This window comes from Bordetella muralis (assembly GCF_054781015.1).
Genome location: NZ_BAAGVF010000001.1, coordinates 182,942 through 195,773 on the forward strand (window position 1 = coordinate 182,942; position 12,832 = coordinate 195,773).

Genomic DNA, 12,832 nt, shown 5'->3' on the forward strand with positions numbered 1-12,832 from the left:
CGCGACTATAACCTGAATTCCCCTTGGAGTACACCCCCTTGGTTTTTTTCTATTGCCCAGTCAATAGGGGATTTTCCCTGATCAATGAGCCACGTGTTCACTTTGGCGAAATGTCCGCATCCTAGAAAGGGAACAGGAGGGCGGCGCGCGGAAAGCGGCGAGGGATGATTGGCCGTCAACACCAGGTGATTGCTGTTGCTTGGCAGCAACGATTGCTTGGCTTGCGCATGGGCGCCCCAGAGCAGAAAGGCCTTGGGAGCGACGTCCCGTGCGACCAGGCTGATCAGGGCGTCTGTCACGGTTTCCCATCCTCGCCTGGCGTGCGAGGCGGGTTGCCCGTCTTCGACGGTCAGCGAGGTGTTCAACAACAGAACCCCTTGGTCCACCCAGGGGGACAGGTCATTGCCGCGGGGCAACGAGGTGCCGGGGAAATCCTTGGCGATCTCGTTAAAGATATTGCGCAGGCTGGGAGGGCGTTTACAGTCGTCGGGCACAGAAAACGCCAGCCCTTGAGCCTGTCCCGGGCCGTGATAGGGATCCTGACCCAGAATCACGACTCGCACGTCGGCCGGCGCCAGATGGTCCAGGGCGCGAAAAGGGGTAGCCGGATACACCACCGCGCCGGCAGCCAGGCGTGCTTCGACGTGGTCGATGATCCCGGAAAGCGCCTGAGCGACCCCAGGAGCCTGTAGAGCGGTCTGCCAGGCAGCAGGTAGGTGGCTGGCCTGCGCAGCCAGCGTGTTTTTGTGCAAGCGATTGTCATGTGCCATCGTGGAATTTTGGCACATGCCCGAGTCAGTCATCCGCGGTTTCCAGCCGGGCGACCCTTGGGGTGCCCGGACTGTAGGTCGAAATGAGGCCCGAGACAGCATCCGGCCAGGCCGTATTTGCCGCAACGGAAACAGCTTGTAGTCATTTCCGCGTTTCCTCGCACCCAGATGCGAGACAGGCCTCTCGCACGGGAGTAAAGTAAAACCCGCTATACCGCAGTATCGGCTCGGTGCTTGGTGACATGAATGCGTGTCGCGACTGAGCTGTTTTTCAGGAAAGACAACTATGAAGTCCCGATTTTGGCGTGCGGCGGCATTGGCCGTTGCGCTGGCCGCATGCAGCGGGCAGGTTTCTGCCCACGGCGGGTACCGCCATTATCACGGTGGTTATTACGGCGGCTCGGGCTGGTGGATTGGCGGCGCGCTTTTGGGGGCCGGCGTGGCATTGGCGCTGACCAGCGGTCCTCGCTATGCCTACAGCGGCGTCAGCTATACCTCGCCTCCCGTGTATTACTCCCCCGGAGCCTATGTCGCCCCGCCTGTCGCCTATGTGACGCCAGCACCTGTGGTGACCTATTCGACACCCAGGGTGACCGTGGCGTCGTCCAGTCTGAACGTCGTTGCTTATCCGGCTAACGGGCAAAGCGAATCCCAGCAGCAGCAGGATCGCCTGGACTGCCAAAACTGGGCGATGAACCAGAGCGGGCTCGATCCTGACTACATCACCGAATACACCACGAGTGCCTCGGCTGAGTCTTACACGCGCGCCATGGGCGCGTGTTTCAAGGGCAAGGGCTACAGCATCAACTGACGTCGCGTTGCGATTCGCCTATGCCGGTCAGCGTATAGGCAGCGCGTACATCAACCCGCCCTGATTCCATTGGGCGTTCAAGCCGCGCGCAATTTTCAGTGGGCTGCCCGCACCAACATTGCGATCGAAGCTTTCGCCGTAATTGCCGACCTGTTTGATGATGTGATACGCCCACTTGTCATCCAGGCCCATGTTGGCGCCTGCACCCGGCGTCACACCGAGAATGCGTTGCACATTGGGATTCGTGCTTTTGGTTTGCTCGTCCACATTTGCCGAGGTAATGCCGTATTCCTCTGCCTCGATCATCGCCGACAAGGACCAATGCACAATGTTCAGCCAGCGATCGTCGCCCTGGCGCACAAAGGGGCCGAGCGGCTCTTTCGAGATGATTTCCGGCAAGACGAGATAATCATCCGGGTTTTGCAGTTTGGAAATCCGGATCGAAGCCAAGCCTGAGGCGTCTGTACTGAAGACATCGCAACGGCCCGAGGCAAAGGCGTTGACGACTTCGTCGAAGGTTTCGATGACGACCGGTTTGTATTCCACCTTGTGAGCACGTGCCCAGTCGGCCAAGGTGTTTTCGTTGGATGTGCCCGTCTGCAGGCAGATCGTTGCGCCGTTGAGCTCGGTCGCGCTTTTCACGCCCAGCGATTTGGGCACAAGAAAGCCCTGGCCGTCATAGAAATTGATGCCCGCATGAATCAGGCCAAGTGCTGTGTCACGCTGTTGCGTGACGGTCGTGTTGCGTGTCAACACATCGATTTCGCCCGATTGCAGCGCGGTGAAGCGTTGCTGCGAATTCAGCGGCACAACTTTGAATTTGTTGGCATCCCCAAAGACGGCGGCAGCGACGGCGCGGCACAGGTCCACGTCCAGACCGCGCCAGACGCCTTTGGCATCGGGCGCAGAAAAACCCGCAAAACCTGTGGTGGTGCCGCAGCGGACTTCCCCGCGTTTTTTGACGACATCCAGTGTGGCGGCTTGTGCGCCAGCGAACGTGCCGAGCAACAAAGCGGCAGCGATTAGGCCTTTCGTGATCTTCATGGTGTGCTTCTCCCTCTACCCAAGCCGACGATCAAAGCGGCCCGTATGTGCGAACCCGACAGCGTAACGAGCTTGTTCGGGCTTGCCAAATAACGGGATGGAATAAGGATTCTACGCGGTGGCGGATTGGTGTCAGTTCAAACCGTAGCGTTCACCTGTCCGTCAGTGCCAGAGCAGGGCGTTCATTGCTTCGACCAAACGGTCGCGATAGCGAGACAGCAACTGCCGGGTTTGCGCCTGTCTCGTGTGCCAGTCTGCAGATTCTGTGCCCGGCGCCACACGGGGCGCCGCCCAGATCGCGTCCGGATAATGCCGGTCGCCTTGCCAACGCGGTATCACGTGCCAATGCAGATGTGGCACCATGTTGCCCAGCGATGCCAGATTGATCTTGTCTGGGGCAAGGATGTCGCGCTGCACTTGTTCCACGGTATAGACCGCGCGCATCATCAAGTCGCGCCCGTGCGTGGACAGGCTGGTCATTTCTGAAAGATGACCATGCCAGATGACGCGCGTGAAACCCGGGTAATCGGCATCGTCGACCTCGATGACTCGCAGATGGGGGCCGCGCCAAAGTACGGCGCCGCCGTCTTCGCGGCAGAGAGGGCAATTGGGATCGCGTGCGCTCACAGGACTTTCCGATATTGAATGAAGCCGGGTTGATCCGCCACGCGGTCATAAAGCTGGCGCGCGGTGGTGTTGGTTTCGTGGGTCAGCCAATAGACGCGAGCAGCGTTGGCAGCGCGCGCCTGGGCATAGACGTGCTCGATCAGGTGCCGGCCGTGGCCGCCTCCGCGTACGTCCGGAGCGACAAATAGATCCTGCAGATAGCAATAATCGCCAGGCGTCCAGGTCGAACGATGAAATATCCAATGCACCATCCCCACAGCCCGTCCTGCGTGATAGGCCAGGGCGGCGTGAACAGGCTCGTCGGGATCGATCATCCGGGCCCAGGCCGTGCGCGTGGCGTCTTCGGGGATATCGACCTGATAGAACGCTTGATAGCCTTTCCACAACGGCAGCCAAGCATCGAAATCAGCATCGGAAACAGGGCGGATATCAGGAGATTGAGCCATGACGGTGATCACCAGGGAAAAGTTACAGGGTTTTTTCTAGGGCTGCGACAATGCTTTTTAGCACGTGTACGCGAGCATAGCGTTTGTCGTTGGTCCCGATAACGTGCCACGGCGCATGATCCGTATCGGTACGTGCCAACATGTCGTTGGCGGCACTGGCATATTGATTCCATTTCTCGCGATTGCGCCAATCGTCGGGCGTGATCTTGAAATTCTTGAAAGGCGAGCGTTCGCGTTCGTGAAAGCGTTGCAGTTGTTCTTCGGGGGTGATGGCCAGCCAGAACTTCAGCACAATGGCGCCATGATCGGTCTGTTGGCGTTCAAAGTCATTGATCTCTGCGTAGGCGCGCCGCCAGTCGGCGCTCGAGGCAAAGCCTTCGACACGCTCAACAAGTACGCGGCCATACCAGGAACGGTCGAAAATCGCGATGCGACCCTGCCGCGGCAGCCGGCGCCAGAACCGCCATAAATAGGGGTGCATCAACTCGTCATGCATGGGTGCACCGATGGGGTGAATATCGACTTGCCGCAGGTCGAGGGCGTGCGTGATGCGGCGGATCGCACCGCCTTTGCCTGCGGCATCCTGGCCCTCGAAAGCCAGGATCAAGGACCGTTTTTTGAACGCGTCTGAACGCACCGCACGGGCGAGCCGGCCCTGCAGCAAGCCGAGTTCCGACTCATAATCGTCCTTGTCCAGTTTGACGCTGTAATCGAGCTGCCCCAGACGATCAGGGCTGCGGCGCCTGGCGATACCCGGCGCGATGAATACCTGCGCCTTGGGCGTGGGCGCGCGATGTGTCATGGCCTGCAGCACCGTTTGGGCTGTGCACACCGCCCGCATGTGTTCGTCCGCGCTAGGGATGATCGTCCAGGGAGCGTAAGGAGGATTCAGGTGCTCAATGATATGTTGGCCCGCATGGCAGATTCTGTTGTACTTTTTTTGGACTTTGCGATCGGCTGGCGTGACCTGCCAGGCAGTTTCTGCGCTGCCAAGCAGTGTTGCGGTGCGCTTGGCTTGGGCCCGGGCCGACAGGTGATACCAGAGCTTGATGATCTGTACACCCTCGGCAGCGAGCCCGGCCTCGAAGCGACCGATCGCGTTGGCGTAGGCGGTCATTCGACGCGGCCGTGGCTTCTTGCGCGAGGCTTCGAGTAACAGCGGGACGTACCAGGAGCCGAACACGATGCCGATTTTGCCCTTGGCCGGCAGTTCGTTCCAGTAGCGCCAGAACGGCGGGTGTTCCTGCTCATCGAATGTGGGCGTACCAAACGCCAGGGTCTGAATATGGCGAGGATCCATCCATTCGTTGAGCAAATTGATGGCTGCGCCTTTGCCTGCCCCGTCTATCCCCGCTACGACGATCAGCAGGCTGCGATCGGCCCGTTCGAGCTGCCGATACTGTGCTTTGAGCAAGGCTGTTCGCAACCGCGGCTCTTGCGCGTCAAACTCGTCTTCGGACAGCGAGGGATCGGACTGGGCGTCTGCAAACATGGATGACATCTCGGGGTGAATGAGGAGATGTCCGATGGTGCAGGATATCGGAATGCGGCACAAGCAACTCGTGGCCGCGCAACGTTGCCGGAGAACGCCAGTGCTCTGTCATGCCGATAAACCAAAACCGGCAACGAGAAATTTCATGGAACAGGATCATTGGGTGAGTTACTCATAACGGCCATATGGTGTGGTTCTGTGGCAATTTTCACTTGAAATAACAGGAATTAACCAAATGAACATGATGAGTTCAATGACCAGCGTCGCCTCCCTGCTGCGCAACGTCCCTGGTCCGATGACGGTTGGCGCGCCCCTGTTGCGCAACGCCTATAGCCCGCAGGTCGTCGCGCCGGTGGCGCGAATCCAGCCGCGCAGCGATAGCGACGTGCGCGCAAGCTACAACGCGGCAGTCAGCCAGGCCTATGAGGCCTTTGCCAAGGAAGCTGCTGTCTTCCATGACGACCAGCAATGCTTTGGCGACGAATTGGCGCGCAAGGCGTTCAACACGCGAGACGAGATCAAAAAGGCGCACCAAGCCGAAACCTCCTGGCTGGGGCAGGCTGGCATCTGGATTCGTAACCTCCTGACGTACGGCTCGGATAATGCCACCTACGAGGGGCTGAGCAAGAAGAAAAACCCCGAGGAAATCGCCTACTCGGCGTTTAAAACCAATGGGCGCGACCTGGGGCTGACCGGCAATGGTTTCGGCGATATTCTGGATACCTGGAATGCCATCAAGGCCGACAGCGATTTGTATCCCGAGGACATCACGCCTGCGATGGTTACCGCCTTCAAGGCGCAACCCCGTGGTCAGGCCGATGTGGCCGCGATTCTGGCTGCCCGTACGGCGGTTGTGGTGAATAGCGAAGTGCAAGCCGGCAAGGCCGTCGACGTTCAGTCGTCGGACAAGGTCGATATCACCACGATCATGGCGGCGCGCCCGGCGAGTGCTGACATCCTGTCGAAAGACGACCTGATCGCTTCGATGATGACGCATACCCCACGCCGCAACCTCGTTGCCTATATCTGAGGCAATGCGCAATCGGCCCATCGCGACGGGCCGATTGCACCTCAGTCTGAGTCAAGGCGCTGTCAGTCGTAAGAACGTATATCGTCGATGACTTTGCCGTCATTGGGCAGGCTGCCCGCGTCAGCCCATTGCACGTCGGCACGCAGTTTGGTGACGTCGCGGGCCGAGGTGGCGATACGTTCGGCCAGGGCTGCGGAGTGATCGTCTGCCTCGACCTGAAGCACCATGCGGTCGCTGCCCATTTGTCCGCTGACGACCAGCCGTGCTCGGCGGATTTCTGGGTGGCGCGCGAGGATTTCAGCCACCTGCGAGGGATGCACAAACAGGCCGCGGACTTTGGTGGTCTGATCGGCGCGGCCCATCCAGCCTTTGATGCGCAGATTCGTACGGCCGCACGGCGATGTGCCGGGCAATACCGCAGACAGGTCGCCGGTGCCGAAACGCACCAAGGGATAATCGGGATTCAGTGTGGTGACGACGACTTCTCCGACCTCGCCGTCGGACACCGGTATGCCGGTGCCGGGGCGTACGATCTCCAGAATGATTTCTTCACCGACGACCAGGCCTTCGCGGGCCGGCGTTTCAAACGCAATCATGCCGAGATCGGCGCTGCCGTAGGCTTGATAACCGTCAATACCACGCGCTGTGAGCCAATCGCGCAGCGACGGGGGAAAAGCCTCGCCCGATACGAGCGCACGGCGCAACGAGGGTAATGTCACGCCCAGCTCATCGGCTTTTTCCAGAATGATTTTCAGAAAACTCGGCGTGCCCAGATAGCCGCTGGGCGCCAGATCGGCAATGGCACGGACTTGCTGTTCAGTCTGGCCTGTGCCGCCGGGAAAGACCGTGCAGCCTACGGCATGGGCCGCGGTTTCCATCATCGAGCCCGCTGGGGTGAAATGGTAGGAAAAGCAGTTGTGCGCCAACTCGCCAGACCGGAAACCGGCTGCATAGAGCGCGCGCGCAAAACGCCAATAATCGGAGCGGCTGCTTTCCGGCTCGTAGATCGGGCCGGGTGAGGCAAAGACGCGCAGCGCTTGTCCCCAACCGATGGTCGAAAATCCGCCAAATGCCTTGGTAGCGCTCGCAGGACGGTTGCTGGCACGACTATGTTGCTGCTTTTCCAGCAACTCGTGCTTGCGCAAAACGGGGAGCGCTGCGAGTGCCTGGCGCGAGGCCACGCTGCGTGCATCGACTCCGTGCAATTGTTCGGCAATGGCAGGCGCGCGGGCCATGGCGTGTGCAACAACGCCCGGTAGCGCTGCCATCAGATCGCGTTCGCGCTGTTCGGGGGCGCGGGTTTCCAGTGCATCAAAAAACGCAGGCATGTGATCGCACTCTATGAAAGGCCAAAAGGCGTAAGCAAAGGCACTAATGCAAAGGCACTAAGGGTCAAGCCAGCCAGCGTTTGCGGCGCCGGTAGAACTTGTTATCACGAAAGCTTTTTCGTTCACCGCTGGAAATACCCAGGTAGAACTCTTTAACGTCTTCATTGCGGCTGAGTTCGCCGGCATCGCCGTCCATCATGACGCGTCCGTTTTCCAGGATGTAGCCGTAGTCCGCATAGCGCAGCGCAATGTTGGTGTTTTGCTCGGCCAGCAGGAAGCTCACCCGTTCCCGTTGGTTCAGGTCTCGCACAATTTCGAAAATCTCCTCGACGATTTGCGGAGCCAGCCCCATGGAGGGCTCGTCGAGCAAAATCATGTTGGGATTGGCCATCAGCGCCCGGCCGATTGCGGTCATTTGCTGTTCGCCGCCCGAGGTATAGCCCGCCTGGCTCGTGCGTCGCTGCTTCAGGCGCGGGAAATATTGATAGACGCGGTCCAGAGCTGCCGTTGTGTCGCCACGGCTGAGGTCTCGGGTGTAGGCGCCCGTCAACAGGTTGTCCTCAATGGTCAGATGGGCGAAACAATGGCGACCCTCCATGACCTGTACGACGCCGCGTTTTACCAGCTCGGCAGGCGAGAGCTGATCAATGCGTTGGCCTCGGTATTGAATGGAGCCTTTTGTGACGTCGCCACGTTCGCCCTTCAGGAGATTCGACACGGCGCGCAGTGTGGTGGTCTTGCCCGCGCCATTGGCGCCCAGCAAGGCGACGATGCGGCCTTCGGGGACTTGCAGCGAGACACCTTTCAGCACCAGGATCACATGGTTGTAGATGACCTCGATACCGTTGACGTCCAGCAACGGTGCGGCGATGTCGGGTGCCGTTGCCTTGGCTGCCCCCGAGTTTGTCGTCGGGGCGTTGGCCGCGGTGGCAGGTGGGGCAGTGTGTGCAGCAGTCATAGCAGTTCCTGCGTGGTAGCCGCCAGCGCGCGAAGCGCCGGCGGCTGGTTCACATCAACCTTCGCACTTGCGAGGCGTGATGTTCTTCTCTTTGGCGTATTTCTCTGCAGCCTCTTTCACCAGCGGCCCGGTAATTGCCTTGTCGGATTGGTACCAGTCGGAGACGACCTTGAAGTCCTTGCCATCCCATTGCACGATGCGCGCCCAGTCGTCGCCCATGTGGTTGCTGCACGAGGTTTTCACCGGACGCATGATGTCGCCAAAGCCCAACTCGTTCAGGCGTTCCTGAGACAGGTTCAGGTTTTCAAAGCCCCAACGGACTTGTTCGGGCGTCATGTGTTTGCCTTTGCCGAATTTCTCCTGCGCAGTGCGGATGGCTTCGACTTGCAGCATCGAGATCATCATGCCGCGGGTGTGCGCGATCGTACCGAGCGTGGAGGTGCCCGACGCATCGCTGCCCTGGCCTTTGTCGTAGACGAATTTTTTCAAGTCCTCGTAGACCTTGCCCTGGGCAGCGCTGTTGTGAATGGTGATCGCGTTATAGCCTTTGGCAACCGCGCCCAGGTCTTTGACGTCGCCTTCGGAGCCTGCCCACCAGATGGCATACATTTTGTCGCGCGGATAGCCGGTGGCCTGGGCTTCGCGTATCGCCGTCGGCGTCATGATGCCGGCGCTCCACAGCAGCACGTAGGCGGGGCGCGATTGACGGATCTGCAGCCAGGTGGACTTTTGCTCTACCCCTGGCGCGGTGACCGGATAGAGCAGCAGTTCGAAGCCTTCCTTGGCCGCGCGTTTCTGCAGCAATGCAATGGGCTCTTTGCCGTAGGGCGAGTCATGGTAGACCAAGGCGATCTTTTTACCCTTGAGTTTGTCCATGCCGCCTTCTTTCTTGGCGATGTCCTGGATCATGACATCGGCCGCCGTCCAATAGGTGCCGAGCAACGGGAAGTTCCATTCAAAGACACTGCCGTCGACCGATTGCGAGAGGCCGTAGCCCATCGTTTCTACAGGGACTTTGTCGACGATGGCTTTGTCCGTCACGGCAAAGGTGATGCCCGTGGATTGGGTGTCAAAGCCCGACGCCCCACCGCTTTTGCCCTTTAGACGCTCGTAGCATTCCACGCCACGATCGGTGGCATACGCCGTTTCGCACTCTTCGTAGGTGATCTTGACGCCGTTGACGCCGCCATCGCGGGCGTTGACCAACTTCAGATAGTCCAGTTTCCCGTCGGCCCATGGTATGCCCAGCGGTGCAAACGAGCCGGTGCGATACACCAAGAGCGGGACGAACTGCTCTTCAGCCGCCAACACCGGCGCGGCGGTGCTGAGGGCGCCTGTGGCGATCAGGCAGGCCGCTGCCCATTTCAAGTTAAGACGCTTCATCTCCATTACCTCCTGCTTGGTGTGATTGACACCAGGATTGGCCCGGTCTGAAGCCGGGTAGTCAAAGAGGCTGCTGCTTCGCGGACGGCGGGCGGCAGCCGGGAACAGTACGGAACATCAATGCGGGAAAGGCCAGATTCGCAGCTTTTCTTTTGCGATACCCCAGAGTCGAGCCAGCCCATGCGGCTCGGCAATCAGGAAAAACACAATCAGTGCACCAAAAACCATGTGTTCGACGTGCGCCGCTGTGTCCACCGACAGCGAGAGCCCCAGCATGTGCGGCACATTGGTCAGCGCGACCGGCACCAACACGATAAAGGCCGCGCCAAAGAAGCTGCCGACGATAGAGCCGAGTCCGCCGATGATCACCATGAACAACAGTTGGAACGAGCGCGCCAGGTCAAAGGCCAAGGGTTCCCACGACCCGAGATGGATATAGCCCCACAACGCACCCGCGACGCCGACGATGAACGAGCTGACGGCGAACGCGGTGAGTTTCGCGTACATGGGTCGGATGCCGATCACCGCTGCGGCAACGTCCATGTCCCGGATCGCCATCCACTGACGGCCGATCGCGCCGCGCACCAGATTCTTGGCCAGTAACGCGAATACCACGACAAAGCACAGGACGAGCAGGTAGCGTTGCAGCGCAGTTTGCACCGGCATGCCAAAGACGCTGAGAGGCGGCACCGAGACGCTGCCCGACGAGGAGTAATTCGTGAAAAACGGAATGCGCAAAAATGCCCAGTCGACAAAAAACTGTGCTGCCAAGGTGGCGACTGCCAGATACAGTCCGCGGATACGCAAACTGGGGATGCCGAACAACACGCCGACGATGGTGGCAAAGCACCCCCCCAGCAATATCTGTATCACCAGTGGCATGCCGGGAAAGCGCACACCGAAATTCCATGCCGCATAGGCGCCTACCGCCATGAACGCGCCCGTGCCCAGTGAAATCTGGCCGCAATAACCCACCAGAATGTTCAGGCCCACCGCCGCTAGCGACAAGATCAAAAATGGGATCAGGATGGCGCGCAGAAAATAATCGCTGGCCAACATGGGGACTGCAATAAAGGCTACTGCGAGCAGCAGTACCATGAAAATGCGGTCCTGGCGGATCGGAAAGATCTGCTGGTCGGCGCGATAGCCTGTCTTGAATTGGCCGTTTTCGCGATAGAACATGATGTCTCCCTCAGACCCGATCGATGATTTTCTCGCCGAACAGCCCTTGCGGGCGGAACAGCAGGAAGACAAGCGCCAACACGTAGGCGAACCAGATTTCGATGCCGCCGCCTACCAGAGAGCCCAGATACACCTCTGACAGTTTTTCTCCTACACCGATGATGAGCCCGCCGAGAATGGCGCCAGGCACGGAGGTCAGTCCGCCCAGGATCACCACAGGCAAGGCCCGCAGTGCCGCCGTGGATAAGGTGAACTGCACGCCGAATTTCGAGCCCCAGATAATGCCGGCGACGAGCGCGACCAAACCTGCCACGCTCCAGACAATGACCCAGATGCGGTTGAGCGGGATACCGATGGATTGAGCGGCCTGGTGATCATCCGCGACAGCACGCAACGCGCGCCCCGTGCTGGTGTATTGAAAGAAAATGGCCAGCGCGGCAACAAGCAGGGCGGCGACTACCGCGGCGGTCAGGTCCTCCAGGTTGATCAGGACACCGCCTTCAAAGACCGATTCCAAAATAAAGGCAGGATCTTTCGGCATACCCACGTCGATGCTGTAGACCGAACTGCCAAAGGCGATCTGCCCCAGGCCGTCGAGGAAATAACTGATACCCAGCGTCGCCATGAGGAGCGTAGTGGCCTCCTGGTTGACGAGATGGCGCAGCACATAGCGTTCGACGACTACCGCCAGCACAAACATCAGCAAGGCACTGACGATGAACGCCAGAACGTTGGCCAACAGCAGATTCTCGAATCCCAGCCATCGCGGAATCCATTCCGAGAAACGAGCCATCGACAGCGCCGCGACCAATACCATCGCGCCCTGTGCAAAGTTGAATACGCCCGATGCTTTGAATATCAGCACAAAGCCCAAGCCGATCAGCGCATACAACATGCCGCTCATCAGGCCGCCGAACAAGGTTTCTAGAAAAAATCCCATGGTTCTGTTTCCGCCTTGGTGCTAGTGCGATACGCCCAGATAGGCTTGAATGACGGCTTCGTTGGAGCGGACCTCATCGGGTTTGCCATCGCCGATTTTCTTGCCGTAATCCAGAACCACAACGCGATCGGAAATGTCCATGACCACGCCCATATCGTGTTCAATCAGCACGATGGTGGTGCCAAACTCATCATTGACGTCCAAGATAAAGCGGCTCATGTCCTGCTTTTCTTCGATATTCATACCCGCCATGGGCTCGTCCAGCAATAACAGACGCGGCTCCATGGCCAGCGCGCGTCCCAGGTCCACGCGTTTCTGCAAGCCGTAGGGCAGACGACCCACGGGGGTTTTGCGATAGGCCTGGATTTCCAGGAAATCGATGATGTTTTCGACAAACTCGCGGTGCCGGATTTCCTCGCGTTCGGCGGGACCCCAGCGCAATGCCTGCGCCAGCAGCCCGCAGGTCATCCGCAGATTGCGCCCCGTCATGATGTTGTCCAGCACACTCATGCCTTTGAACAAGGCCAGATTCTGGAAGGTACGCGCGATGCCCATTTCGGCGGCACGGCGTGGGTTCATACGGGTGTAGCGCGTGCCCTCGAATTCGATGCCGCCTTGCTGGGGCGTGTAGACGCCGTTGATGACGTTGAGCATCGAGCTCTTGCCTGCGCCGTTGGGGCCGATGATGGCGCGGATTTCATGCTCGCGCACATTGAATGAAATATCGGTCAGCGCTTTCACCCCGCCGAATGACAGGGAAATATTCTGCAGGTCGAGCATGACCTTGCCGATACGCTGGTCGCGGTCTGTATGGCTCATGA

The 12,832-nt window shown here is 59.4% G+C and carries 13 protein-coding genes; 2 read left to right on the forward strand and 11 right to left on the reverse strand.

All coding sequences use genetic code 11. The annotated features are described in order from the left end of the window. Nucleotides 1-5 precede the first annotated feature (5 nt). Entirely contained in the window at nt 6-770 is a 765-nt protein-coding gene (locus tag ACYVIT_RS00900) for a uracil-DNA glycosylase (protein ID WP_415808178.1), read from the reverse strand. Nucleotides 771-1,056: 286 nt separating this feature from the next. On the opposite strand from ACYVIT_RS00900, the gene ACYVIT_RS00905 reads away from it, so the two are divergent. Next, complete coding sequence (locus ACYVIT_RS00905) at nt 1,057-1,581, forward strand: hypothetical protein (RefSeq protein ID WP_415808165.1); 525 nt, start codon at nt 1,057-1,059, stop codon at nt 1,579-1,581. A 27-nt stretch (nt 1,582-1,608) separates the two neighbouring features. Here ACYVIT_RS00905 and ACYVIT_RS00910 read toward each other — a convergent pair whose 3' ends face one another. The 4 genes from ACYVIT_RS00910 to pap all read right to left on the reverse strand — a co-directional run bounded on the left by ACYVIT_RS00910 (nt 1,609) and on the right by pap (nt 5,190). Further along, complete coding sequence (locus ACYVIT_RS00910; protein ID WP_415808164.1) at nt 1,609-2,625, reverse strand: amino acid ABC transporter substrate-binding protein; 1,017 nt, start codon at nt 2,623-2,625, stop codon at nt 1,609-1,611. A 162-nt stretch (nt 2,626-2,787) separates the two neighbouring features. Continuing rightward, nucleotides 2,788-3,252, reverse strand: a complete 465-nt coding sequence (locus ACYVIT_RS00915; protein WP_415808163.1) for an HIT family protein — start codon at nt 3,250-3,252, stop codon at nt 2,788-2,790. Further along, on the reverse strand, nt 3,249-3,698 hold the full coding sequence (locus tag ACYVIT_RS00920) for a GNAT family N-acetyltransferase (RefSeq protein WP_415808162.1): 450 nt from the start codon (nt 3,696-3,698) through the stop codon (nt 3,249-3,251). The genes ACYVIT_RS00915 and ACYVIT_RS00920 overlap by 4 nt, the downstream gene beginning before the upstream one ends. Before the next feature lie 22 nt (nt 3,699-3,720). Further along, the gene (gene pap / locus ACYVIT_RS00925) at nt 3,721-5,190 is read right to left on the reverse strand and encodes a polyphosphate:AMP phosphotransferase (protein ID WP_415808161.1); all 1,470 of its coding nucleotides are present in this window, start codon (nt 5,188-5,190) and stop codon (nt 3,721-3,723) included. A 235-nt stretch (nt 5,191-5,425) separates the two neighbouring features. Here pap and ACYVIT_RS00930 point away from each other — a divergent pair, with 235 nt between their 5' ends. Then, the gene (locus ACYVIT_RS00930) at nt 5,426-6,220 is read left to right on the forward strand and encodes a hypothetical protein (protein ID WP_415808160.1); all 795 of its coding nucleotides are present in this window, start codon (nt 5,426-5,428) and stop codon (nt 6,218-6,220) included. Between the two features lie 62 nt (nt 6,221-6,282). Here ACYVIT_RS00930 and ACYVIT_RS00935 read toward each other — a convergent pair whose 3' ends face one another. From ACYVIT_RS00935 to ACYVIT_RS00960, 6 genes are all read right to left on the reverse strand, one after another. After that, nucleotides 6,283-7,548 carry a phenylacetate--CoA ligase family protein gene (locus ACYVIT_RS00935; RefSeq protein WP_415808159.1) on the reverse strand — a complete coding sequence of 422 codons (1,266 nt, stop codon included), beginning with the start codon at nt 7,546-7,548 and terminating at the stop codon, nt 6,283-6,285. A 64-nt stretch (nt 7,549-7,612) separates the two neighbouring features. Beyond that, complete coding sequence (locus ACYVIT_RS00940) at nt 7,613-8,506, reverse strand: ABC transporter ATP-binding protein (protein WP_415808158.1); 894 nt, start codon at nt 8,504-8,506, stop codon at nt 7,613-7,615. A 54-nt stretch (nt 8,507-8,560) separates the two neighbouring features. Further along, complete coding sequence (locus ACYVIT_RS00945; RefSeq protein ID WP_415808157.1) at nt 8,561-9,895, reverse strand: ABC transporter substrate-binding protein; 1,335 nt, start codon at nt 9,893-9,895, stop codon at nt 8,561-8,563. Between the two features lie 111 nt (nt 9,896-10,006). Next, the gene (locus tag ACYVIT_RS00950; RefSeq protein ID WP_415808156.1) at nt 10,007-11,071 is read right to left on the reverse strand and encodes a branched-chain amino acid ABC transporter permease; all 1,065 of its coding nucleotides are present in this window, start codon (nt 11,069-11,071) and stop codon (nt 10,007-10,009) included. A 10-nt stretch (nt 11,072-11,081) separates the two neighbouring features. Further along, entirely contained in the window at nt 11,082-12,011 is a 930-nt protein-coding gene (locus ACYVIT_RS00955; RefSeq protein WP_415808155.1) for a branched-chain amino acid ABC transporter permease, read from the reverse strand. 21 nt (nt 12,012-12,032) lie between these two features. After that, the gene (locus ACYVIT_RS00960) at nt 12,033-12,830 is read right to left on the reverse strand and encodes an ABC transporter ATP-binding protein (RefSeq protein ID WP_415808154.1); all 798 of its coding nucleotides are present in this window, start codon (nt 12,828-12,830) and stop codon (nt 12,033-12,035) included. Nucleotides 12,831-12,832: the final 2 nt, after the last annotated feature.

Bases quoted from the DNA above. Each gene is read 5' to 3' on its own strand.
- ACYVIT_RS00905 (WP_415808165.1), top strand. From the start codon at position 1,057: ATGAAGTCCCGATTTTGGCGTGCGGCGGCATTGGCCGTTGCGCTGGCC.
- ACYVIT_RS00950 (WP_415808156.1), bottom strand. From the start codon at position 11,071: ATGTTCTATCGCGAAAACGGCCAATTCAAGACAGGCTATCGCGCCGAC.
- ACYVIT_RS00960 (WP_415808154.1), bottom strand. From the start codon at position 12,830: ATGAGCCATACAGACCGCGACCAGCGTATCGGCAAGGTCATGCTCGAC.
- ACYVIT_RS00945 (WP_415808157.1), bottom strand. From the start codon at position 9,895: ATGGAGATGAAGCGTCTTAACTTGAAATGGGCAGCGGCCTGCCTGATC.
- pap (WP_415808161.1), bottom strand. From the start codon at position 5,190: ATGTTTGCAGACGCCCAGTCCGATCCCTCGCTGTCCGAAGACGAGTTT.
- ACYVIT_RS00935 (WP_415808159.1), bottom strand. From the start codon at position 7,548: ATGCCTGCGTTTTTTGATGCACTGGAAACCCGCGCCCCCGAACAGCGC.
- ACYVIT_RS00955 (WP_415808155.1), bottom strand. From the start codon at position 12,011: ATGGGATTTTTTCTAGAAACCTTGTTCGGCGGCCTGATGAGCGGCATG.
- ACYVIT_RS00930 (WP_415808160.1), top strand. From the start codon at position 5,426: ATGAACATGATGAGTTCAATGACCAGCGTCGCCTCCCTGCTGCGCAAC.
- ACYVIT_RS00900 (WP_415808178.1), bottom strand. From the start codon at position 770: ATGGCACATGACAATCGCTTGCACAAAAACACGCTGGCTGCGCAGGCC.
- ACYVIT_RS00940 (WP_415808158.1), bottom strand. From the start codon at position 8,506: ATGACTGCTGCACACACTGCCCCACCTGCCACCGCGGCCAACGCCCCG.
- ACYVIT_RS00910 (WP_415808164.1), bottom strand. From the start codon at position 2,625: ATGAAGATCACGAAAGGCCTAATCGCTGCCGCTTTGTTGCTCGGCACG.
- ACYVIT_RS00920 (WP_415808162.1), bottom strand. From the start codon at position 3,698: ATGGCTCAATCTCCTGATATCCGCCCTGTTTCCGATGCTGATTTCGAT.